Source organism: Marinifilum fragile (assembly GCF_963677365.1).
Taxonomy (GTDB): Bacteria; Bacteroidota; Bacteroidia; order Bacteroidales; family Marinifilaceae; genus Marinifilum; species Marinifilum fragile.
Map to the genome: position 1 here is coordinate 1,822,709 of NZ_OY781962.1, position 23,188 is coordinate 1,845,896.

Below are 23,188 nucleotides of genomic sequence, written 5' to 3' on the forward strand. Positions count from 1 at the left end.
ATTTTTCAATTGCAAAAGTAATATCATTTTTGAATCAAGCTTTATTTAATTCAGATTTTTCAGCTTTGCAGCTAATTTATAAATGAACACAATTGTATTTATTCTTCTTATGTCATTCATTGTGTGAAATATATCACTCTCCTTAATTGTATATTTTTATTTTATAAAACCAAGTAATAGATATCAACTCATTCCAACTCTCTCTATTGAGTTCAAAGTTATCCATTTGTGTTTTTGTTATAGTTGGATTTTTGAATTGGGATTATAGGTCTTGTCCAGAAAGCTTTCAAAGGTGCATCTTCGCCTATTAAAATTAGCTTTTGAAGAGTGTTGGCTACTGACATTTATTTTACATTTCTATATTCACTTGGGCTTAATCCAGTTTTATTTTTAAACACTTTAGCAAAATGCTGAGGATATTCAAAACCCAATTCATACGCAATCTCACTTATCGACTTTGATGAGTTCAATAATTTGGTTTTAGCTTTATCAATGATATAAAAATGAATATGTTCTATGGTGTTTCTGCCAGTTTCTTTTTTCAATAAGTCACTTAGATAATACGGGGATATTCCCAATATATCTCCTATATATTTTACTGTAGGGATACCTATCTCGATTGGAAAATCTGACTCATAATAGTCCTTTAGTACAGAATGGAAATTACTTACAATATCTTTATTTAAATTGGTACGAGTATAGAATTGACGATCGTAAAAGCGAATACAATAATCAAGAATCATTTTTATGTTTGAAACAATCAGTTCTTGACTATGCCTGTCAATGTTTTGAGAGTATTCCCTTTCTATATTTTGAATGATTTGATTTAAAAAGATCTTTTCAGACTCAGATACATGCAGTGCTTCATTTACTTCATAGTTGAAAAAGGAATAATCATTTATTTTCTTTCCCAATTCAGATTTCCTGATTAAATCAGGATGAAACAAAAGAATCCAGCTTTCTGATAAGTTAGGAGTCTGAGCAATTGGGTCAACCTTAATGGTCTGACCAGGAGACATAAAAACCATAGTCCCTTCCTGATAGTCATAGTTGTTTCTACCATAAGTGCATGTTCCTTCCATTCCTGATTTGAGGTTTACAATAAAAAGATCTATTATAAACTTATTTTCTGATGAACTGAATTCTGCCAAACGGTCACTATTGCGCAATACAGTTACCAATGGATGATTGGGTTTATTGATATCCAGCAACCGGTGTACCTGACTGATAGACTTTATTTCAATAAGTTTGTCATTCATGATCTCAATTTAAAAGAAACGCATTATCATTTTTTCAAAAAGCTTATCACTTAATAACCAGCGCAAGAAAATGGTCGTTTTAGACATATATCCTGCAACATATCTTGTTTTTGGATTGTTGCTATTTACAATTTTTACAAGCACATCGCTAATTACAGAAGCAGGAGATAATCGTTTTGGGTCGGCGTAATTTTCCTTATATGATTGAGCCACTTTTTTGGAAAATTCTTCATAAGCTCCCCCTTTTGAACGATCTAATAATGGTTGATACATCACATCTCCAAATTCTGTTGCAATTCCTCCTGGCTCTATAATTGAAACATCTATATTAAATGGCTTCAACTCAATCCGTAAACTATCGCTCCATCCTTCCAAAGCATGTTTTGTCGCATGGTACCAAGCTCCCAACGGAGAAAAAATTTTCCCTCCAACAGATGAAGTGTTAATAATTTTACCAGATTTTTGTTTCCTCATAAAGGGAAGTACAGCTTTGGTTACCTCTGCCAAACCAAATAGGTTTACCTCAAACTGTCTTTTTGCATCTTCATATGAAACATCTTCAACTGCACCTGTTACAGAATATCCGGCATTATTCCACAGCACATCTATTTTGCCTTGCTCAGCGATAAGCTTTTCTATCGATTTTTTAATAGAATCAATATTGGTTACATCCAACTCTAGTATATGTCCACCTGCATCGATAATATCCTTCATTTTATCGAGCCTTCTTGCGCCACCATAAACAATGTGTCCTTCTTTTAATAATCGTAATGCTCCATCCTTACCCATTCCTGATGAAGCTCCTGTAATTAGAATCACTTTCTTGTCTTTCATGATATTTCTATTTTTAAATTATTGATATCACAAAGGTCATTCTAAATTCAGGTTTCATTGAATACATTTTAAGAAGAGTCGTATACATTTTGCAGAATTGTCTCCTTTTATACCACTTATAAACAACAGGAATCAATTTAAGCATTTTCTCTGTAAACAGATCAATTGGCTTTAGCTCCAATTCTGCCAATTTTGATTCCGGAACAAATACTTCCCTCCTTTATCACACGTAGGTAAGTGCGATAAAATCAATCCTCTTAAGTGGTTCAATTCTAAAAATAGAATGCGATAACATAACCAACCAGCAAGGGATATCCTAGTGCTCTATTTCATTAATTATATTTTTCCTGACTTTATCAATTTTCTTTTCAATTTCTGAATAATATTCAAGAATAAAGTTTCTGTTTTCTTGTATCTTCCACAGGTAAATCAGTAGCTTGTTTCTTTTATTCTCTTGAATTTTTAGAGGCAAATCAATTCCATTAAGATTGCCAAGACTGTCAATGTTAAAGCTTGGGGCTAATTCTTCATTAATATCTTTGAAATAATTTTCTTGAAATTGCATTTCCGAATACTCCTCTTCTAATTTCCTTAAAGTGTTATAGTCATACTCATAGAGCGAGATTATTTGAAATCTTAATGAATCATTATTAATTAATTCAAGCCCTTTTGATTTCAAGGTTTCATATCCGGCTATATTCTGAATGGATACAAAATCACGCGTAAGTTTTAAGTAATGGTACATCAAAGAATCAGCGTTTATGTTCTTTCCTGTAAATGCTTTTCTAAAATAGTTGCAGGCAGAAATTCCATCCCGATGACCATTTTCATTCAATTTAATATCACTCAAGTCTTTTTCGAGGCCATTTGATATTTCTGTAAGAATTTTGTTTTCAGATAGAGCATCTCTTCTGTTTTCATTCCAATTGTTTAATGCAAATGCAGAAACAACAGCAATAAAAATTGACAAAAACTCAAATCCGTATTTTTTCCAATTATCAAATTTAATTTTTTTCATGATTGTTCTTTTAGGTCAGCAATGGGTCTGGTTATACCCCGGCTTTTTATCTCCAAATGTTTTTTATATAATTTAAAATTAATTTCCCTCTGATCTCTTGCTTCTTCTCACTTCCAATTAATAATTGATCTCTTAATCTTAAAAATGGCTTTTCGATGAACAGATGCAATATCAATCCGCCTATTACAGCAAGGATCAGACAAATCCAGAATACATTTTGCTGAATAAATTCATTATCGATATCTGTCACTAAGACTTTCACAAAGTGATAAACCTGCTTATGACTTAGGTAAATGGCATAGGATAATGTTGCCATAACAAAAGTGAATCGAGATTTTAACTTGTAAAGAATACTTGTGGGACTAATGGCTCCCATCACAATAAAACCATAGGCTAATGATATCAAGGGCAATCCATAAACCATTGCTTCGAATGAAAGAATACTTTCACAAATTTGATAGGCAAGCAGGAATAAAACAAGCCCCAATAAAAGACTAAGGTTTCCATATTTGCTTAAGAAAGTTTGGCAGTCTGGTTTAAAATTAAAAATTGATGCGATCAATACACCAACAATCAATCCATCCATTCTGTTATGACTTGGATAATATACTTTTTCGAGAAGTCCTTGCACCATCAGTCTCCTACTACCATTTTCGATAAAAGGCTGAACAAACTCATTCCAATTGTATATTCTAAGTAAAATACCTATTCCAATTAAGGCAAGCATCAGGTATGGAGCTAGTTTTTGCAATCGAGTTTGAAAAAACAGAATTATGCTGATAGGCATTAGTAAATAAAACTGTTCCTCTACACACAAAGACCATGCATGGGAAAATGATTTCTGTGTTTGGCTGTCGAGTCCATAGTTTTGTGTGAAAGTTAGAAATTTCCATAATGGTGGTAATCCCGAACCTTCCCTTAAACTACCCAATGAATAATACAATACCAGTATGGCTAAATAGGCCGGAACAATCCTAAACAAACGTTTCATGTAAAAACGCTTCAAATTGATTTTTGAACTGCCCTTAAATTCCTTTAAAAGCTGAAAGCCGATCAGGTAACCACTCAAAACAAAAAACAGGTCGACTCCGGTCCAACCAATCCGTTTTATTGGTTCTAACCAATCAGGAATTCCTCTCCCATAATGAAAGATCATCACAAGAATAATTGCAATTGCCCTTAAGTGGTCTAATCCATGAAGCCTGTTTGTATGGTTCGTGAAAATCTTAATCATTCAAGTAGTTTGTATTGCGCTTAGGTTCTTGGTTTGCCCATAACTTACAAATGAAAACAAGCAGTTTGTTTATTCTTTTTATCACTTTTGCTTTCGCAAAACACCAACAACAAGCTCTCGTTCAATGTTATTAAGTTAGCAAAATTCGCCCCACGCTCACCCTTTTATTATTCCTTTTAATCATGAGACGCTTTGCTTTGTACCCTAAAGGGAACAGCGCGCTGGGTAAGCCCCTTTAGGGGTTTGGGGTAATTTTGGCAATGTTTATCAAAAGGATTCACCCTTAATTTAATGACATTGATCTGTCTCTAGCAGGCGATTCAAATCTACCAATCATCATCAGTCCCAATGTTTTTAGGCTCAAACATTTTCAGGAAAGTATAATCGTAAATCGGTACTGAATTTTTAATGAATAATCTTCCAAAGAGACCTTTATTGGTAATTGCATGCCCATTCAAAAGCTCTATACTTCCATGACTTCCCGATGAGTTATCAATTTTTTTAGTCAAAGTAATTTTATTAATGGTAACGCGATATCGTGATTCTTTAAACTGTATTGAAACAAAAGCAGTATGATAATATTCCTGAATTAAATCAGAAGCTTTGAATACAGAATAGCCTGCACCTCTATGGTCTGGTTCGAACAGTCGTAATTCGCCCCTTAAACCATTTTCTGTGATTTCAATTTCTTTAAAAATACCTGAGTTTTGAAAATACTCTTTAATGGTGCTCTTTTGAAGTTCACTTTCAAATACTTTTTGCCAAGTGACCTCTCCTCTTACATTTTTAAAATTTCTTACACTTTCCTGACTGTAACCAGAAAAGCTTAGCGTAATAATGGATAGTATTATAAATAATTTTTTCATCAAGTTTGATATTGGTTCATTTGAGAATAATTAGCCTTTGCTAATGCACTAGTCCTCTCGTTTGGTTTTGTTTTAGATATGGAACGCGATAGCATTGCGTTCCAGCGGGGGGTAAGCAGTTACATTTGCTCTTCTTATCATTTTTGCCTTCGCAAAACACGAGCTACAAGCTCGCGCTAGCAGGGGACCTAAGTTTCGTTATAATTATTTATACTTATTATTGTTGCTTTACACCCCATTTCTATTAATTCATCTGCTTTATAAAAATCATATACGTTACAGCTATATCGTGATGTTTCTATTAAAATATCAGGGGGATTATTTTTAAGGGAGAACTTAACCATTTCATTTCTCATTATTTCGAATGATACATTCATGATATCAAAATAACTTAAATCATTATTCTTATTGCCAGAGAATAATTCGCTCAAATTCTTGTTGAATTTATTAATAGTGCTTTGGTAAAAAGAATGCCGTTCTTCTTTCTTTTTCTTCTTTTTGGGTAGGGGAATATCTGCATTAACATTAACTGCAATCAAAAGGTCACCATCAATTCGTTGGGCATGATTGATAGGAATATTATTTACTACACCACCATCAACAAGGATAGAACCTTCATTTTTCACAGGTGTTAAAACATTTGGAATTGCTATCGAAGCACGCATTGCATTATACAGACTTCCTTCTGTGAAAAGGACTTCATTTTTACCAATTAAATCAGTGGCAGTTGCAGAAAACTTAATCGGCAAGTCCTGAATTTGATAGTCAGGAATGAAGGTTGATAATTCCTCAAACACTTTGTCTCCTCTAATAAAACCACTATTAAAAAGTGTGAAATCCACTAATTTAAAAATGTCAATTTTATTGAGATCTAAAATCCATTTTTTAAACTCTTTAATTTTTCCAGCAGCATATATCCCACCAACAACTGCTCCCATAGAAGTTCCTGTAATAGAATGAATTTCATAACCTTGCTTTTCTAATTCTTCCAAAACTCCTATGTGTGCAATACCTCTTGCGCCACCTCCTGATAAAACTAATGATATCTTTTTCATTTAAGTAGTTTTCGTTTTGTTTCTAATTGGTTAGAACGGTAAATTGTATGAGTAGTGGCAGATTGCGTGGTACTTTCCTGTCAAACCGTTATGCAGTTTGAGCGGGTTACAAACTTTGATATTTAGTACATTGCCTGCCATTACTTATACAAAATGTTATGCAAAGTATTTTTTCAAGTCTCTTGGTAATGTTAAACTTTCAGACTCAATTATTTCTTTATATTGTTCTTTTAGTTCACTACTATTCACAAAGATATTGTCAAATCTTCCAAGCAACCACTCTGACCGATAGTCCAAATTGTAATGTTCAATTAACTTACAAAGTATATCCTTATCAGCTGGATAATATTTAATAATCCCTGCAATCAAGTCAGCTCTATCATTAACCCAATGAAACGATTTAAAGCCAATAAAACTATGGTTATCTATAATCTCAGATTTGAAAGCATCTAAAAAATTATTACCCGCTAATAATTGTTGTTCTAATGCACTAGGAGCATAATCTTTCAACATACTAACAACTGTTTTGTTAGCTTCTTCAATTTCATTTTGGGGAATTAGGCTATTTCTAAGAAATGTGGTATACAATCCTAATATGTTATCGCAATCTCTTAAATGTTTTTTCCAGAACTCTCTAACTTCTTCTGGCGAAAAATTGAATATCAATACCTTATCTGGATTCTTTGATAAGAAATCTCTTAAATAATACTGGTTGTCCTTTACGATAGAAATCAAACTGTCATTTACAAAATCTTTGTTTACTTCCAAGCTAATTCTTATCAATTCTTGTTTTCGCCTAGACAAATCATAATTCCAATCGCCATTATTTAACAATGTTTCCCAAAAGGATTTTAATTTAGGCTTTTCAACAGAAAACTCAACTTCTCGAATCAATGGTGTTAAATCTTTATCAGGAGGTGTCACAGTTGGGTCAAAATGCTTGTAAATCTTATTAATTAAAGACTGCATACCTCCTTCAATTGTTATTTTTGAAAGATTACTTTCAATGAATGCCCAAAACGATTCAATATGAAACGTATCTATAATATTATCCTTATAGTGTGCACAGTCATTTCTTCTATCTTTCCAATATTTTATTTGTAATCTAAGATTTTCATTAATATTAAATATTGGGTCCTTTTTTCGTTCTTTTGTTCCCTGGTCAATTTTCTCCCGTTGTTGAGTTGCGTCAAAGACTGATGCTTCCCATAAATCCTCATTTTGCAAGGTTGTAATGATTTTATCCCATTCTCCTTGGTCAATTAGATTTGGTTTAACACCTCCAATTATTCGTTCTTTTAAAATTGTTATAAATGCTAAATAAGAAAATAGCAGAGAAGCTCTATTAGCTCCAGATTTATAACATATTATTGAATCTCTAAAAAGTGCATTTACATCCTCAGAGAAATTATTACTTTCTATCCACTGTTCAATATGTAGTTTCATCGTCTTTTATATTTTACATAACGGTAAATTGTATGTTACGTAGGGGATTTTCGGAGAGCGTCACTGTCGACCGTTACACCTTTATTTGAAAAAAGCTGAACAGCCCGAAAACCGCTGAAACCCCTATGGAATATACAAAATGTTATGCAAAGTAATTTACTAGTTTATCAATGTACTGATAAATGGGATTAATTGACTCAATCCAAAAATAACTGTGAGCACAATACCTACAATCGCTACTACAAACGATTTTTTACTCTGTCTTTCCTGGTTTCTCAGGTTATTTTCAACAATCTCAATATTGTCCGAAAGTTGTGTCAGCATAGTATTCCCTAGTTCAACGTTATTTGTCTCAATAGCTGTCTTAATATTCATCAACAAGTGAGATTCCTTTGAATTTATAGATGAAAAAGGTCGCTTTTCTTTAATTAACTTTATCATATCCAGCAATTTTTGCTTATCAATGATTTTTTCAGAGTCTTCTTTTAGCTTGTAAACTTTACAAATTCTGTTAATATCTTGAACATTTATTTGAGTGAAAATGTCTTCAAGAATTTCAATTGCATTTCTGTATTGGTTGGTTTCTCTAGGGAACTTCTCTTTTAGTTTTTTATAAACCAAATCGAATTCCTCGACATAAGAACTTGTACTTTCATTTGATGAAAAGATGTTAACTAATCCTTTAAAAAAATATGAACGAATTCTTTTAACTCTTTCTCGTTTTATGAATACAAAGTAAAATACGAAGAAATAAAGAAGTGATACAAGAATTATTGCAATCACTTGAAGGGTGTCAATAATTTCCATAGTGTCTTAATTTATTATTTTGCATAACGGTAAATTGTATGTTAAGTAGGGGATTTCGGAGAGCGTCACTGTCGACCGTTACACCTTAAATTGATAAAAGCTACAATGCCCGAAAACCGCTGAAACCCCTATGGAATATACAAAATGTTATGCGCTTTTATTTTATCCTATAATTTTTTTAATATGTTTTTTTAATGAGTATTCATGTTCAATATTAATCCCAACAAGATTTAAAAGTGGAACACTCAACTTCACTTTTGTATCCCAATTATCTGTGTCGGATATTAAAGATATTACCTCATTAATTTTATCCTTAATCTCCAAATCAAGTTCTGTTAGAGCTTTAATGATAAAGCTGATAATTTCCGAAATTATATCTTCTGATTGCTGTTTCAGTAAATATTCAATAACATCTTCAATTTCTCTTTTATTACTACTATTTTCAGGTAATTTCATTAATAAATCCAAGCTTGAACTTACTTGAATAAGAATCTCATCTTGTTTCTTTAATATTGTATCTGTTTTATCAATAATTCTTTCAAGTAATTGAAAAGGATTATTTCTATATACATCGTTAATATTAGAATGGGTAAACATTTTATTTATGTTTTCATTATCTTCAATCCCCTCAAGCAACAAGGAGATGTTGAATTCTTTTTCAATGTCCCAATCTTTATATTTTAGTTCACCAGCTTTTTCCATCTTTTGGAGGATGTCAAGCTTAACATATTTATTAGAAGTGTCTGGAAGAGGAATGTAAATCTTTGGATTTAGATCAAGATCCTCATTTATGGCATCAAGAAAAAATCTAATAACCGAAAGGTATTCACGTTTTTGTTTTGGTTCACCAAGAACAAAAATATTAATTTTATTTCCTGCTGAATATACTAAAGCCGTTGCTTTAAAGTTAACATCAGATTCAATAATGAAACCTTTTCGCCAAAGCGTTTTAATATCTTTTCTTAATTCAACAATCAATCTCGGTATTACAGAAGAAAGAAGATAATCATAACTATATATTAATGATATTTTTTCACTGGAGGACTTAATTTTTTGATAAACTGAGGTATTGTGAGTTTTTTCTAATAAATCTGGAATCAATAATTTTTGACGATTATTTGAATAAAATGCTAATTTAAATAGAACCATTATATCTGCAATATATCTTGTTTCATTTGGACTATATTCTATTGATGATTCTAAAGATTGGTTTTCATTTACTAATGAAAAAAGTTGGTCTGACTCTATTTCTCCTTTTTGTCTTGCAGAAACATTGGATGTAAGTATTTTATATACACCATTTGTTACCCAGAAAGGGTCTAGGACATAGTACTCACTTAGTTTTAGATCATCAAAATGGAGCACAATTCCTAAATCATGCAGGAAATTAATGACATTCCTTTGTTCAACTTGTTTTTTAACACCACGCTTAATACACAATTCTCTGAAATCAAAATGAGTAATAAAACTTTTTTCGTCTGTTAGTTTTTGAATGTCTTCTTTTAATATTAACCAACGTTCATCTATCTCTGTCTCAAATAATTCTGATTTTGGTATTATCTTTTCCAAAATTTGCTTTAATTTTTCAATATTTTCATTTGTTTTACACGAGACACTAACTATTTCTTGAATTTTATTAAACTCCTCTCTAATACTATATTCGTCTATACTAAAAGCTGGATTTAGATCTATTTTGTTAACCACTACAATGACAGGAGAGTTACCTGCATAAGTTTTAATTCTATTTAGCCAAGATTGTACTTGTTTTTCGGGATCAATATCTTTTCTTGCTTCAAGTACAAGGATATATACACTACGTCTTGATAGAAAAAACTGATGGGTTGAAAATAATATTTCTTGACCTCCAAAATCCCAAAAACTAGCCTTGATTTCATGTAATTCCTTATTATTCTTGAAGGTATCTAATTTTTTAAAATCAAATTTTTCAATTGAAATCCCATTTGTCTGATTCTCATTTTCATTATATGAATTAGCTTGTAATCTCTTTAATATCGAAGTTTTACCAGCTTTTGCGTCTCCCACAAGAACGACTTTTACCTCATTTAGTTTTTTACGTTTAGCTTTAAACCATGCTTTAATAGCAACTCTTCCCTGTTTTATAATCTCTGGTGGTGGGCTTTGAATTGGATTATTATCAACTAACATATAGCCCTTTTTCCCCTTTCCCAAAATTGGTTCCATCAAATTAAATTCGGTTATCCAGACAGGTAATGCTTCAATCTTATTAAACCTTAAATCCAACCGTTCTAATCTTTTTAAGTTTTTTAAAGGTGAAATATCTACTATAAAATTGTTTTTTAGGTATAACTTATCAAGTTTTAGATGATTTCTCAAAGGTGATATATCGCTTATCCTATTTTCTCTTAAGTCTAATTTGGTGAGATTAATGAGTTTATATAAAGGATCTAAATCTGAAATAACATTTCGTGACAAGTAGAGAATCGACAAATTCTTTAATTCCATTAACAAACCAACAATTTGATTTAAATCAGCAATATTGCTGCTACAAAGAGCAACTCCATTTATCGAATTATTCTCCACTGTATAACCTTTTTGAGGCATGGAAATAAACTTAAGTCTTGGCAGTTTAACATTAACCTTTTGCTCAAGCTTTCTTATAACTTTCAAATCATCCATATTGTTTATTTGTTAAGTGCAGGATTGTTTTTTAATTGCGCATAACTTGTTAGAAAATGCACTATAAAGTGCATATATTTTTAATATATCATGATTAAAAGTGCACAATACTGCCCCATATGGTATGTATTGTGCACTTATTAATTCTTCTTCTGTTAAAATTATAAACAATCATTTTTAAAGCAAATATTTTACAGTAATAAATTTTAAGAGAATTATCCATTTTACCTTTAAACTAGTATTTATGGACTATTCAAGAAGAAAAATAGAATCAATCTACATAATTATGATTGGGTATAAAAAAAGCTGTGGCACTCCTACCACAGCTTGGATTTGTTTGTTCCTCTTCCAATACCATTCAACCTTTACCAGAGTATGGAACAAACAAAGTTTTTCAATACTTAAATTACCTCTAAAGGAATGGCTTCCATTTCCAAATACAGTTTGCTTCGTTCCGAAGCATAGCGGCGTATTGGAACGTACAGGGTTTTGTAATTAATATTTTCGATAATGAGTCGGTGCTCTCCTTCCGGGAAATGCTTGAATCTAAAGGTACCGTTCGCGGTAATGTGTGTCGTTAAATCCAAACCTTCTACCGAAACCTTGCCCAGGGCAATCGGTTCACCGGTAGCCTTGTCTTTTAAGTAGCCCAACACATCGTAATGGCGTTGTACTCCCTTGGCCTTTTGTCGGGCTGCAAAATAGTAATTCACAAAATCAGGATGGGTAGTACGCAGGTTTTCTATGCTATAATCCAACTTGCCATTTAAAAGCTTATTGATCTTCTTCAGTAAAAGATTGAATTCTTTTCTGGCAGTGGCCTTGTCCTCTTTTAAAAGAATCAGATCGGAACGTTTTTGTTCAAAGGCTTTGCCATCGGTCTCTACAGCTGTTATGCTTTCTTCGCTAGGGCCAAAGGGTGGCAAATCGGCCACATGCTGCCTGGCAATGCCTACGCACTGCTTGTAAAAATCAATCAAGCCCAATTCACTGAGGTTCCTTAGAGCATATTTGCCAGTACTTGTCTTCTCCAATATCTCACTATTTGGCACAGAGTTGGCATAACAGACCAATCCATTGCATAAAAGATAGAGCTTCTCTATCAGAGATTTCTTCACCTCATTTTTTTCACCTATCAACCATTTTACAGGCTGATCGGCTTCCTCTTTCAAGTTTAAAAGTTGCTCCAGATCCGAAGCGAACTGATCCGCCTGGGCTTTGGTGCTCACATTGGCTTCATAAATACTCGCATTCTCAGTCAAAGCCGTATTGGTTTGTACAAAAGAATCTAATTTTAAATTACTGGCATTATCCATTTTTTTAAGTTTTTAAGTAGTTGTTAATCATCAAAAAGACACAGAGTTGCGCAATTATGGTTTTAGTATAAAACATCACGCGACATAAGAGATTTAATTGGTTTCGTTTGTTCATCTTTCAGCACTTTCATTTTTTTGATTTAGCTGAAATCTGAAAGGATTTATTTCCTTTTCCGATGTTTCTATTTTCATTTCTGTACAATCTATTTCCATTTTTTAATGATCTATTTTCATTTCCGTACAGTCTATTTCCTTTTTCGTTTCTTCCATTTTCATTTCCGTACAGTTTATTTCCTTTTCCGCCCTTTCTATTTCTATTTCCGCACGATCTATTTGCTTTTCCGTTGGATCTATTTCCGTTCTTGTTAGCTCTACCATTAATGATGGGTCTATTCAATAAACTGTGTCACCACTAAATTTTTCTTTTTTCAAGGCCCTTCATCCATTAACAGGGTTTTGGGAAAAGAAAAATTGTTCATTTGATCTCCATTCTCTCTTCATAAAGAATAGCCAACTGAGAATATGCTGCTTTCCAATTTCTGATTGGCATACTCCATTTTTCTGTGACTTTCTTAGAGATTAAATATAGCAACTTCAACAAGGCCTGATCATTTGAAAACACTCTTTTACTTTTGGTGATTTTTCTTAATTGACTGTGATAACTCTCAATAATATTTGTTGTGTACATGATCTTTCTTAAATCCATTGGGTATTGAAAAAATGTACTTAATCCTACCCAGTTTGCTTTCCATGAACGAATGATTGCAGGATATTTCTTTCCCCATTTTAAAGCCAGTTTTTCCAGATTCTTTTCAGTCTCTCCTATATTTAATGCTTGGTAAACGGTTCTTAGATCTCCTAAAAATTCTGTCTTGTCGTATCGAACAAGATATTTAAATGCATTGCGTATCTGGTGGATTATACAAAGTTGTATATCGGTTTTTGGGAAAATAGATTCAATAGCATCTTTGAATCCACTTAAGTTATCTATACAGGCAATAAGAATATCCTTAACGCCCCGGTTTTGCAGATCACTAAGTACTTGCAACCAAAATTTTGCTCCTTCTTTTTCTCCAATATACATGCCTAAAACCTCCTTCACTCCACTATGATTGACACCCAAAACATGATAGACTGCTTTGTTAACAATCCTTCCTTCCTGGCGTACTTTGTAGTGTATAGCATCCAACCAAACAATTGGGTAAATGGCATCTAAAGGGCGATTTTGCCATTGATAAACTTCAGGAATGATACGATCAGTTATGGCCGTCAAACTTGATGGAGATAAAGTGATCCCATACAATTCTTCAAGATGATCACATATGGCTTCATAACTCATTCCTTTGGCATATAAGGAAATGATTTTGTGATCTATTCCGTCTCCCAGAGTTAACTGTCGCTTCTTTACCAGTTCAGGTTCAAAACTACCGTTACGATCTCTGGGAGGTGTTAGCTCAACTGTTCCAAAACCTGTTTTTACCTTTTTCTTACCTCTGCCATTGCGACGATTGGGTTTTTTGGATTCATTTAAGTGAGCATCCAATTCACCATTTAAACTTGCATTTAACAAACGCTGAAGTAAAGGGACCAAAACTCCATCTTTACCTTCTAGTTTTTTTCCTGATTTGAGACCTTCTAAAGCTTCCTTCTCAAATTCTTTGTAATTAAAATCTTTGCCATCCATTGTATCAAGTTATTAATTGTTTCTTAAACTTTTACTTGACACACTTTAATGAACAGACTCTTAATGATTTTTGGCTTACATGCTATCTGGAAGTATTTTCTTCCATTTGTTGAGAATGTAGACCAATCTGCAGATCATGCAGATCCAATAATTATGAGCCTAAGTTTTGCTAACAGCGAAGTACCGATGCTTATCGGAATCGAGGGAGTCATTCAGCAAATGTAAAATACATCAACCTGATGGTCTTTTATGTATTTAAAGCATAAAGCAGAGTGTAATTTCTACTTATGATCTATTACTCTAGTAGTTGTTTGGTTGAATTGTTATATAAAGTTAGAGAATTATTTCTTTAATTTCCAAACAAAAATGTGATTAATATTAAAATAACATTTGTTTATCAAACAAATACAGATATTCACAACAAAACAAATACCAGTGTTTTCAGTACAAGGAGATGAATTTAGCCAGATGTGATTTTTTTTTATAAAATATTATTTTCATCACAATTACTTACTTAATCGACGATTAATATCTTTATTGGATAATGAGGCAGGAAGATTGATATTGTGTTTTGTTCAGTAAGAAATTAAGCTACTTCTCTTCATGTTTAGCAAATTTAGTTCAATGGTACTGCCGTTTGTAATTCCACCTCACCTCAGCTTAATTTTCTTCTTGAGGAGGGGAAGTTGTGCAAAGATTAGAGGTTTGTTTGATCAGTTTATTTGTGAGGGTGTTCTCATTGAAGATAAAAACCTCTATCATTACACCCCTCTCCCTATCGGGTCCACGAAAGCCAGAGGGGTGCTGTTGCTTATATTTTAAACTACTTCACCCTTTAGTCTGTCGACAGTTTGTTCACATTAAACTCAATTTTCAATTGTGTTCACGAGCTTCGCTCCGCTACGGTTCCCTAAAAGGGAAACATTGATCTTGAAACGTAATGCCATATATTTCGTCGCATTTTTAATTCCAGACCTATTGAGGTTTGCTGTTGCGACGATTTCAAGATGGTACTATTAACCCAGGGCAGCGGTCGTTTTCTCTCCCTTCCTCTGGGCAATTGCTGTTTGCCCTTCAGGCAAATGGAAAACTCTAAAGATTTTCATTTCTTGATTCACATGATCAGCTAAGCAGCTACTTTCCTTTTCATCAAGTTCAGTTCAATTGCCATGCCGCTTGCTACTCCTATGGTATAAGCCAATAAATCCGACCATAAAAAGCCTTGTCCCAAAACCAATGCAGCAAATCTATTGCTACGCAATGTATTTAACCAATCAACTTGTATCAGTTGGCTAAATTCAACCAGAAAACAGATAGTCAAAGCCATTGCAGTCAAGTTCCTAATACTTGCTGCAGGAAAAACAAAGGCAATCATCCAATACATCATCAATGCCCATAAGGCATCTCCCAATCCCAAATTGATGATTTCGGGAAGGTAGTTCGAAAAATGTCGTGAGGCCAAGCCGATAATGATGGTAAATACGATTAAAGAGAAGTAGTGGAGTCTGTTTCTTTGCATTTTTGATTAGTGTTTTTTCAATTTGTAATTTCCTCAATGCTGCCGCACAAAACAAAGTTCAGCAACAAAGCGAAATAAACAAAACTTTTAATATCATTTATTTACTTCACCACCCTCCTATTTATAAGCACCTTACAAATAAATAATAATATTAATTAATTTCTCTGTAGTCAAATGCTGTTTTCATTCGTCACAGTATAAGCCTTGAGGTTGTCTCAATGTCCAATAATAATTGGTATTCTGATCCGGAAGTTTTGGTAGAGTAATCTCCAGATCTGAAAATCAAATGTTTCACGTCGTTGACACTTTTTAGACAAGCTTTTACAAACCTTTAACTAATAATAAAAACACCTAAAAATGAAACAAATAAGCTTATGCTTACTCTTATGCACACTATTCATTTTTCCATCAAGAAGTGAAAAATACGATATCATCATTCAAAATGTAAGTATCGTTGATGTTGAAACAGGCAGTATCCTAAAAAATAAAGATGTTGGCATTCAACAACAAGTCATAAAAAAAATAACGACTGGAAATCAGCTGTCTGCAAATGATTCTACTCAAGTAATTGATGGGAATGGCAAGTATTTAATCCCTGGGCTCTGGGATATGCATGTGCATTTTTATTTTCCTGATAAAGAATATCTAAAAATGTACCTGTCCAAGGGCGTTGTTGGCGTCCGGGAAATGACTGGATATCGTATGGAATGGCAAGATAGCACAGAGCAAAATAGCAATGTGCCGAGAATCACGTTTTCCAGCCAGATTATAGATGGTCCTACTCCATGGTTCGAAAATGAGATTCCGGTTAAAAGTTGTAAGCAGGCCATGCAAATTGTTCAAGAGGCAAAGAAAAGCAAAAGTGAATTTATCAAGTTGCTTAGTTTGGTACCCAGAGACCAATACATGGCCATTGCTAATGAATGTAATCGATTAAATTTTGAGTTTGCAGGACATGTTCCTTACAGCATAGGACTAATAGAAGCGGCAAGCCTGGGACAAAAATCGAATGAACACCTAAACGGTTTACTCCTGGCTTGCTCTAAACAAGAGAAATTTTTACATGCAAGACTGGATAGCTTGCTTGGTATTGCTTCGAAAGAGGAAAAGTTATCACGGATTATAAAAATGCAAATCATGGGGTGTACAACCAAGGCACTTTGGTCTTTCGATCAGACAAAGGCTGATTCTGTCATTCATGAACTAAGCAAATACAACATGTACCAGTGTCCTACTCTTGGCGTGAAACATCGCTTTCAATACAACGAATTGGATTGGGTATACACCGACAATCGATATGATTTTTTTCCTCCTCCTGTTCAGAAAAGATATCGCCCCGATGCGGAAAAGCTGAAAAAAATGAAGCCTTTTGAGCGAGAGTTAAAACTGCAGGAGAAATTACTTTATCAAATGCAAAGGGAAGGAATAAAAATTATAGCGGGTTCCGATCAGGGATGTGCTGGTTTTAATTTACATGATGAGCTTGAGTATTTTGTGAATGCCGGATTTTCGAATACCGAAGCACTTCAAACTGCCACCATAAATGCAGCGACTTATATGCACAAGGAAAAAAGAATGGGAAGTGTTGATGAAAACAAATTGGCTGATTTGGTACTGTTGAATGCCAATCCTCTTGAAAACATTCAAAACACACGTGACATAGAACTGGTCATTTTTAAAAATACAATCATTTATCCCGATCAACTCCTTGAGGAAGTAAAAGAAGTCAATCTTAAAATTTCAAATATAGATCCTTTCGAAAAGAAGTTTGATTAAGAGTATGCGATGAGTAATTCGTAATGGTATTTTTTATGCCTGCCCTTGCACTACTGCACGAAAGTTTGGATTTCATCGAACTTCGTTTCGTGCGATAGTGAAGGGGCCTTACTTTTTCTTCCTGATCTACCACATTCTTATAGCCTTCACTACACCACCAAAGTCAAATTGGATTCATTGTAAAGCCTCTAATTGTATTTCAACTAAATTTTAAAAGAATGATTCAATATATGTAGCAATAGGAATTTTATCAAAAGAATGATAAGTCAAATGCAAATATCAAGAATATTTTCACGCAACCCATTTCGCATTTCTTCATCATTTAATTGTATAAATGGACCAATAACAGACAAATGCGTCGATAATTTGGGTACTATTTTTGTTACAATCAAACTGGTATAACTCTAAAGAAAAGATACGATGAAGAAGTGGATATTGATTTTACTAATGGGTATACTAACAGGTTGTTTAGACGATGATGACAATAACTACATCTATCACACCCACGACAACTCTGTAGTTTTGCTAAAGATTAACTATACCGATTTTGAATTTGAGGGAGGAATTGAACTATTTCTTCACTCAGAGTTTAACAGTTCAGATACGATTCCGATAAGTGTAGAGTATGTATCACCTGGAGATTTTGGGAGCATTTCACTTTTTTACGAACCCAGGGAAGAGCTTATTTTTGATGGTTCCATAATTTGGGATGGCACTGGCTATAGAAAATTTCCCAAAAGACTTTATCACCCTGAAGATTTCCTGTATTTGGATGAAGAAATAGAGAAACCTGCTGACGAAAGGTTTCAAATTATTTTCCCCGAAGAAGGAGTTGACTACCCTCTAGAGTCTATTTGGAATTCGATTAATGATTTGGCCATAGTAAATCGGTATTTAAAAGGAGGAAAAAACATTGGGATTTTCAGATATACACCAAGCGTTGGCGAAGGCAATCCCGATGAATGGAGTTGGTATGTGATTATGAACACAGTACCCGACTAACCACTAACTATGAAAGAAAAGGAGATGAACTTTTGAGTTTGTCTCCTTTTTACTTTACAACGATTTTTTCACTTTGTAGAAAATAAAAAAGGCGCAACACCTTGCGCCTTTTTTAATTATATCATTAAGTCATATACATCAAACTCCAACTGACAACTGATCATCACTTCACAGTTTTCTTCATGATTCCAATGTACGACCAATTCAGATCTCTCAATTTTATGGCTTCATCAATTTTACGTTGTGTTTCTTCATCTACATTAAACACCTCATTTCTACCATAAGCATCAAAATAGTGCAAATAGCCCTCAAACATATCAAAAGTCATATGCGTCATACGTACACTGCTTCCCGAAGGCATTAACACTCTCGTTAAGCTCCAATGACTCATGGTTTTTGCATCAACCCTTTTCTGATGAATGGGTAGAAATAACTCCATCTCAGCCTTCTCATATTCATCGAATTTACCTTCTATGGCTTCCATAAAATTCATTCGCATTACCGTACCCACATCCATTTTGAAATCATCCTTGGTAGCTGCAATTACTTTCATGAAAATTCTTTTGCTTAACTCTCGCGAACCAACCGACTCCTTCAACTCTGCTTTCAATTCTGCATCCGACATATTTGGATATGCCTTTTTTGCAGCAGCAAAAACATCTCCATTTGCCATAGCCTTAACCGGATCATCATAAATGGTAACGGTGAGGTACTGATAACCTTGCTCGCTTCCTCCTGGCTTAAGCGACCAAAGATCCCAGCCCAGTATTTCTCCATCCTTTAGGCGTTGTTCATGTATTTTTTCAAAGAAGGTTTCTGTTTCCCAATAATCATTCTCCATATCATCGGCAACCTTCATAAAATCAAAGACCAAATATCTTTCCTGCTGTGCCATGCCAATACTGCATAACAGAGCAAACGTAACCAATAGCAATATCTTTCTCATTTCAGCAAGTATTTAGTGAATAATACTTAAGTTACATATTTTTCTCTCCCAAAACAATTTCATTTTGGTAAACCCTTTAATTTATAGGAGAAAACAAAAAACTTAGCATGGATTTTAAACGACTTGCATTAGCATACGTTGAACTTTAGGGATACCCTGATGAACTGCATTAGGCAATTGAAATAAAAAAAGCATTCCCAGTTATACTGGTTTCAACTTATCTATAAAGTTATGAAGTGATTTATTATAGAAAAAAAAATCCACTACAAGTAATCTACTTATAATGGTGATACGGCTTCAAAACAAAGCTCTAATTATTGATGTTTTCTGGCAATATTTTCGCCCATTTTTATTGAAGTTTCGTAGCCATGTCGAGTATTCTCAACAATATCTTTATCGAAAACAATTTTGTCTTTCTCGAAAAACAAAACAACTGTAGATCCACCAAAAGCAAAATACCCTTTCTCACTTCCCTTCTCTACAAATGTATCTTTCTCGTAGGTTTGAATAATACTACCTACCATAGTTGCTCCAACCTCAGAAATTAAAATATCGCCATATTCCTTTGTTTTTAGAATACTATAAGCTCTTTGATTCTGACAAAATATTTCCAAACTCTTCTTTAAAGCCAAAGGCGAAACCGAAAAATACTTTCCTTTAATTTTTTTTGATTCTGTAACTATTCCTCCTGCTGGAAAATGATAACGATGGTAATCTGCCGGAGCCAATCGAACAATAGCCATTGCCCCATCTGTATACTGATCTGCTAACTTGTCGTCACCTAAAAAGCTTTTCACCGAAAATTCAGATCCCTTTATAAAGAAGGAGTCTACATCGTTAAGCGAAGGAAATACAAGAATTTTTCCATCCGCAGGAGAAACTATAGCATCGCCAATAGGGCGCTGTTGATCTTGGATTTTACGATAGAAAAAATCGTTAAAATGTTTATACGATTTCTTGTCAGGTTCATGATAAATGGAAAGATCTATTCCATTTTTTTTCACAAAACGCTTGATTTGTCCCTTTGACAATCGGCTATTCATGAATCTACCTCCAACAGCCGAAACCACTTTTCTTTTAACAAGTACATGCAACGAAGCTTTTCCAAAGAAAGATCCATAAAGCCATTTAAGCATACCCTCACCAGGCACTACTTCTTTTTTTACTTCTCCACTCTCTCTTTCAATATATTCGATGTACTCCATAAACGTTTTGAGATTATACAAGCTACAAATTTAGCAGGATTTCAAAAATAATCATCAAATTCGCTGGCTCTTTTAGTGGATTTATCCAAGAATTTAGATCATTCGCCCTGCTTCGAATAGAATAATCATATTCAGTATACTTTATTATCTTTAGTTTTTTATTTTATCAACAGTCCATTCGACTAGTAAGAAAATCATTTTTCATGAAGTACATTGCAATCCTCTCTATAGGTATATTGGCCTATCTTCTGTTTAAAAAATTATGGTCCAACAAAAACTGGATATCTCCCAAAAAAACTTTTCCAAACAATTGGAGAAATATTCTGACTCAAAAAGTTAGTTTCTACAATAGCCTTACGGCTGAAGAAAAAACAAGATTTGAGTATAAGGTTCAAGAGTTCTTATTGAATTGTAGAATTACTGGAATTCATACCGAGGTAGATGATACCGATCGAGTTTTGGTTGCAGCCAGTGCCATAATTCCAGTTTTCGAATTTCCCAATTGGAAATACACCAACCTGTTTGAGGTGCTGCTTTACCCCAACAGCTTTAACGACCAATTTGAAACCCAAGGTGAAAATGCCAGAATATTGGGCATGGTTGGGTCAGGTTATATGGAAGGCAAAATGATTCTTTCAAAACCAGCTTTGCTGCATGGGTTCTCGAACGAATCGGATAAGAAAAACACAGCTATACACGAATTTGTACACCTTATCGATAAAATGGATGGCAAGATTGATGGCCTTCCTTCGATATTGATGGAAAAGCAATACTCCATTCCCTGGCTGGACTTAATCAGCAAGAAAATTGAAGAAATCTACGAAGAAAGATCAGACATCAACCCTTATGGAGCGACCAATAAAGCAGAGTTTTTTGCAGTAATCAGCGAGTACTTTTTCGAAAGACCTAAACTATTGGAGAGTGCACACCCAGAGCTTTATAAATTGCTTGAAGAAATTTTTAACCAGAATATGTCGCAAAGAAAATTGCTTCGTGCCAAACAAAGCATCAGCAGAAACAGTCCTTGCCCTTGCGGAAGCGGATTGAAATTTAAGAAATGCTGTGGCAAACAGCATTATTAATTTTAAAATGCAAATATGAATCAACTTCAAAATATTTCAATACTTCTATTGATTGCTTATTTCGCAGGAATCATGTTTATTGTTTTGCGATCGAAAGCAAGTAAAAACACCGAAGATTATTTTTTAGCCGGCCGTCAACTTCCCTTTTGGGCATTGGCGATTACCTTTATCGCATCCTGGTGGGGAGGTGGGTCTTCTATTGATTTAGTCGATCATGGATTCAATCAAGGACTTTCCTCCTTCTGGATTTATGGCATGCCTGTTCTTTTTTCCACCTTTCTGATGTACCTGTTTTCGAAAGCTATTAGAAAAGTAGGAACCATAACACAACCACAAATCATGGAGATGCGCTACAACAAAACGGTTGCCTTGCTCCTATCTATTCTCATTTTGATATTCATGATTTTGGGCGTAGCCACACAGGCGGTTGTTATCGGGAAATTTTTCCAATCCTTTTTCGATATAGATTATAAGCTTGCAGCATTCATCGGAACTGGCATTGTAGTGCTTTATTCATTCTTTGGCGGATTTAAAGGCGTTGTAGTTACCGATATCATTCAGTTTGTATTTCTGTTAATAGCAGCCGTTGTGCTTTTCATATTTGCGTACAATCATTCGGGTGGATTCGAAAAAGTACAGGAAATCGCCTTAAGCAGAAACAAACCTGAGTTCTTTTCTTTCTTCCACAATTTATCCAACAACTTTGTGTTTATCATCACCTTTGGATGCTCATGGATGATACAGGCCAATATCTGGCAAAGAATCTCAGCTGCAAAACAACCTACCGATGCCAGGAAAATGATGGGTTTGGCATTCGTTGTATTTATTCCATTGTATTTAATGGTGACCTTAACTGGTATGCTTAGTCTGGGTATATATGAATCGGTACCCGAAGGAGGAATTGTGCCTGCCATAATCCAAGATTATATGCCCTTGGGTTTGGCTGCATTGCTATTTGTAGGTCTTTGCTCAGCCATCATGTCAACCATGGATTCCATGATCAATACCGGTGCCTTGGTTTTGAGTGTTGATGTTTTTAAGAATCGATTCAAGCCAAGCGCCAAAAATCATGAAATGGTATGGGTTGGAAAAATTGCCACACTGGTAATTGCTGTGCTTGGCTTACTAATTGCCATTGAAATTCGCTCTATCCTAAAAATCACATGGATTGGTTCCGATTTCCTGGCTACAGGAGCTTTTGTGCCATTGGTATTGGCCTTTATCTGGAAAAAAGGAAATTCTATGGCCGCTACCCTTTCCATTATCTTTGGATTGGTATTTTCAACATACAATCTGTTGGTTGCGCTTGGTGTTGACTTGCCAACCGCCTGGGAAATTGCCTCAGTGCAACAGGCTGCGTATGGAATGATTGGTTCGGCCCTAATATTTATTATTGTAAGCCTTGTCACTAAAAAGGAACAAGAAAAAGCAGAGAACTTTATTAACACAGCAGGAATGCTTGAGAAGAAATAACGAATTTT

General features: G+C 34.1%; 20 protein-coding genes. 5 read left to right on the top strand and 15 right to left on the bottom strand.

Going from position 1 to position 23,188, the window contains the following annotated elements:
- Positions 1-344 precede the first annotated feature (344 nt).
- The 12 genes from ACKPCA_RS07125 to ACKPCA_RS07180 all read right to left on the bottom strand — a co-directional run bounded on the left by ACKPCA_RS07125 (position 345) and on the right by ACKPCA_RS07180 (position 14,177).
- The gene (locus ACKPCA_RS07125; RefSeq protein WP_321282181.1) at positions 345-1,259 is read right to left on the bottom strand and encodes a helix-turn-helix domain-containing protein; all 915 of its coding nucleotides are present in this window, start codon (positions 1,257-1,259) and stop codon (positions 345-347) included.
- Between the two features lie 9 nt (positions 1,260-1,268).
- Entirely contained in the window at positions 1,269-2,093 is an 825-nt protein-coding gene (locus tag ACKPCA_RS07130) for an oxidoreductase (protein ID WP_321282183.1), read from the bottom strand.
- Positions 2,094-2,409: 316 nt separating this feature from the next.
- Positions 2,410-3,111, bottom strand: coding sequence for a hypothetical protein (locus tag ACKPCA_RS07135; protein ID WP_321282184.1), 702 nt, complete (start codon positions 3,109-3,111; stop codon positions 2,410-2,412).
- 46 nt (positions 3,112-3,157) lie between these two features.
- Positions 3,158-4,345 carry an acyltransferase family protein gene (locus tag ACKPCA_RS07140; protein ID WP_321282186.1) on the bottom strand — a complete coding sequence of 396 codons (1,188 nt, stop codon included), beginning with the start codon at positions 4,343-4,345 and terminating at the stop codon, positions 3,158-3,160.
- 326 nt (positions 4,346-4,671) lie between these two features.
- Positions 4,672-5,211, bottom strand: a complete 540-nt coding sequence (locus ACKPCA_RS07145; RefSeq protein WP_321282187.1) for a hypothetical protein — start codon at positions 5,209-5,211, stop codon at positions 4,672-4,674.
- A 188-nt stretch (positions 5,212-5,399) separates the two neighbouring features.
- Positions 5,400-6,266, bottom strand: coding sequence for a patatin-like phospholipase family protein (locus ACKPCA_RS07150; protein WP_321282189.1), 867 nt, complete (start codon positions 6,264-6,266; stop codon positions 5,400-5,402).
- A 156-nt stretch (positions 6,267-6,422) separates the two neighbouring features.
- Complete coding sequence (locus ACKPCA_RS07155) at positions 6,423-7,712, bottom strand: hypothetical protein (protein ID WP_321282190.1); 1,290 nt, start codon at positions 7,710-7,712, stop codon at positions 6,423-6,425.
- A 159-nt stretch (positions 7,713-7,871) separates the two neighbouring features.
- Positions 7,872-8,519, bottom strand: a complete 648-nt coding sequence (locus ACKPCA_RS07160; RefSeq protein ID WP_321282191.1) for a hypothetical protein — start codon at positions 8,517-8,519, stop codon at positions 7,872-7,874.
- 162 nt (positions 8,520-8,681) lie between these two features.
- Positions 8,682-11,177 carry a COR domain-containing protein gene (locus ACKPCA_RS07165; RefSeq protein WP_321282193.1) on the bottom strand — a complete coding sequence of 832 codons (2,496 nt, stop codon included), beginning with the start codon at positions 11,175-11,177 and terminating at the stop codon, positions 8,682-8,684.
- 401 nt (positions 11,178-11,578) lie between these two features.
- On the bottom strand, positions 11,579-12,493 hold the full coding sequence (locus ACKPCA_RS07170) for a carboxypeptidase-like regulatory domain-containing protein (protein WP_321282195.1): 915 nt from the start codon (positions 12,491-12,493) through the stop codon (positions 11,579-11,581).
- A 216-nt stretch (positions 12,494-12,709) separates the two neighbouring features.
- On the bottom strand, positions 12,710-12,871 hold the full coding sequence (locus tag ACKPCA_RS07175) for a hypothetical protein (protein WP_321282197.1): 162 nt from the start codon (positions 12,869-12,871) through the stop codon (positions 12,710-12,712).
- A gap of 97 nt (positions 12,872-12,968) precedes the next feature.
- Positions 12,969-14,177, bottom strand: a complete 1,209-nt coding sequence (locus tag ACKPCA_RS07180; RefSeq protein WP_321282198.1) for an IS256 family transposase — start codon at positions 14,175-14,177, stop codon at positions 12,969-12,971.
- 48 nt (positions 14,178-14,225) lie between these two features.
- On the opposite strand from ACKPCA_RS07180, the gene ACKPCA_RS07185 reads away from it, so the two are divergent.
- Entirely contained in the window at positions 14,226-14,402 is a 177-nt protein-coding gene (locus ACKPCA_RS07185; RefSeq protein WP_321282199.1) for a hypothetical protein, read from the top strand.
- 901 nt (positions 14,403-15,303) lie between these two features.
- On the opposite strand, the gene ACKPCA_RS07190 is transcribed toward ACKPCA_RS07185, so the two are convergent.
- Complete coding sequence (locus ACKPCA_RS07190) at positions 15,304-15,696, bottom strand: ribosomal maturation YjgA family protein (protein ID WP_321282200.1); 393 nt, start codon at positions 15,694-15,696, stop codon at positions 15,304-15,306.
- Positions 15,697-16,053: 357 nt separating this feature from the next.
- Here ACKPCA_RS07190 and ACKPCA_RS07195 point away from each other — a divergent pair, with 357 nt between their 5' ends.
- On the top strand, positions 16,054-17,472 hold the full coding sequence (locus ACKPCA_RS07195; protein WP_321282201.1) for an amidohydrolase family protein: 1,419 nt from the start codon (positions 16,054-16,056) through the stop codon (positions 17,470-17,472).
- A 420-nt stretch (positions 17,473-17,892) separates the two neighbouring features.
- Positions 17,893-18,474 carry a hypothetical protein gene (locus ACKPCA_RS07200; RefSeq protein WP_321282203.1) on the top strand — a complete coding sequence of 194 codons (582 nt, stop codon included), beginning with the start codon at positions 17,893-17,895 and terminating at the stop codon, positions 18,472-18,474.
- A 163-nt stretch (positions 18,475-18,637) separates the two neighbouring features.
- On the opposite strand, the gene ACKPCA_RS07205 is transcribed toward ACKPCA_RS07200, so the two are convergent.
- Together ACKPCA_RS07205 and ACKPCA_RS07210 are read right to left on the bottom strand one after the other, a co-directional pair.
- Positions 18,638-19,420: a hypothetical protein gene (locus tag ACKPCA_RS07205; RefSeq protein ID WP_321282204.1), complete on the bottom strand. Its 783-nt coding sequence runs from the start codon at positions 19,418-19,420 to the stop codon at positions 18,638-18,640.
- 314 nt (positions 19,421-19,734) lie between these two features.
- Positions 19,735-20,625, bottom strand: a complete 891-nt coding sequence (locus ACKPCA_RS07210; protein ID WP_321282206.1) for a phosphatidylserine decarboxylase — start codon at positions 20,623-20,625, stop codon at positions 19,735-19,737.
- Between the two features lie 203 nt (positions 20,626-20,828).
- Between ACKPCA_RS07210 and ACKPCA_RS07215 the strand changes: the two genes are divergently transcribed.
- Together ACKPCA_RS07215 and ACKPCA_RS07220 are read left to right on the top strand one after the other, a co-directional pair.
- Positions 20,829-21,707 carry a zinc-dependent peptidase gene (locus ACKPCA_RS07215; protein ID WP_321282207.1) on the top strand — a complete coding sequence of 293 codons (879 nt, stop codon included), beginning with the start codon at positions 20,829-20,831 and terminating at the stop codon, positions 21,705-21,707.
- A gap of 15 nt (positions 21,708-21,722) precedes the next feature.
- Positions 21,723-23,180: a sodium:solute symporter family protein gene (locus ACKPCA_RS07220; protein WP_321282208.1), complete on the top strand. Its 1,458-nt coding sequence runs from the start codon at positions 21,723-21,725 to the stop codon at positions 23,178-23,180.
- Positions 23,181-23,188: the final 8 nt, after the last annotated feature.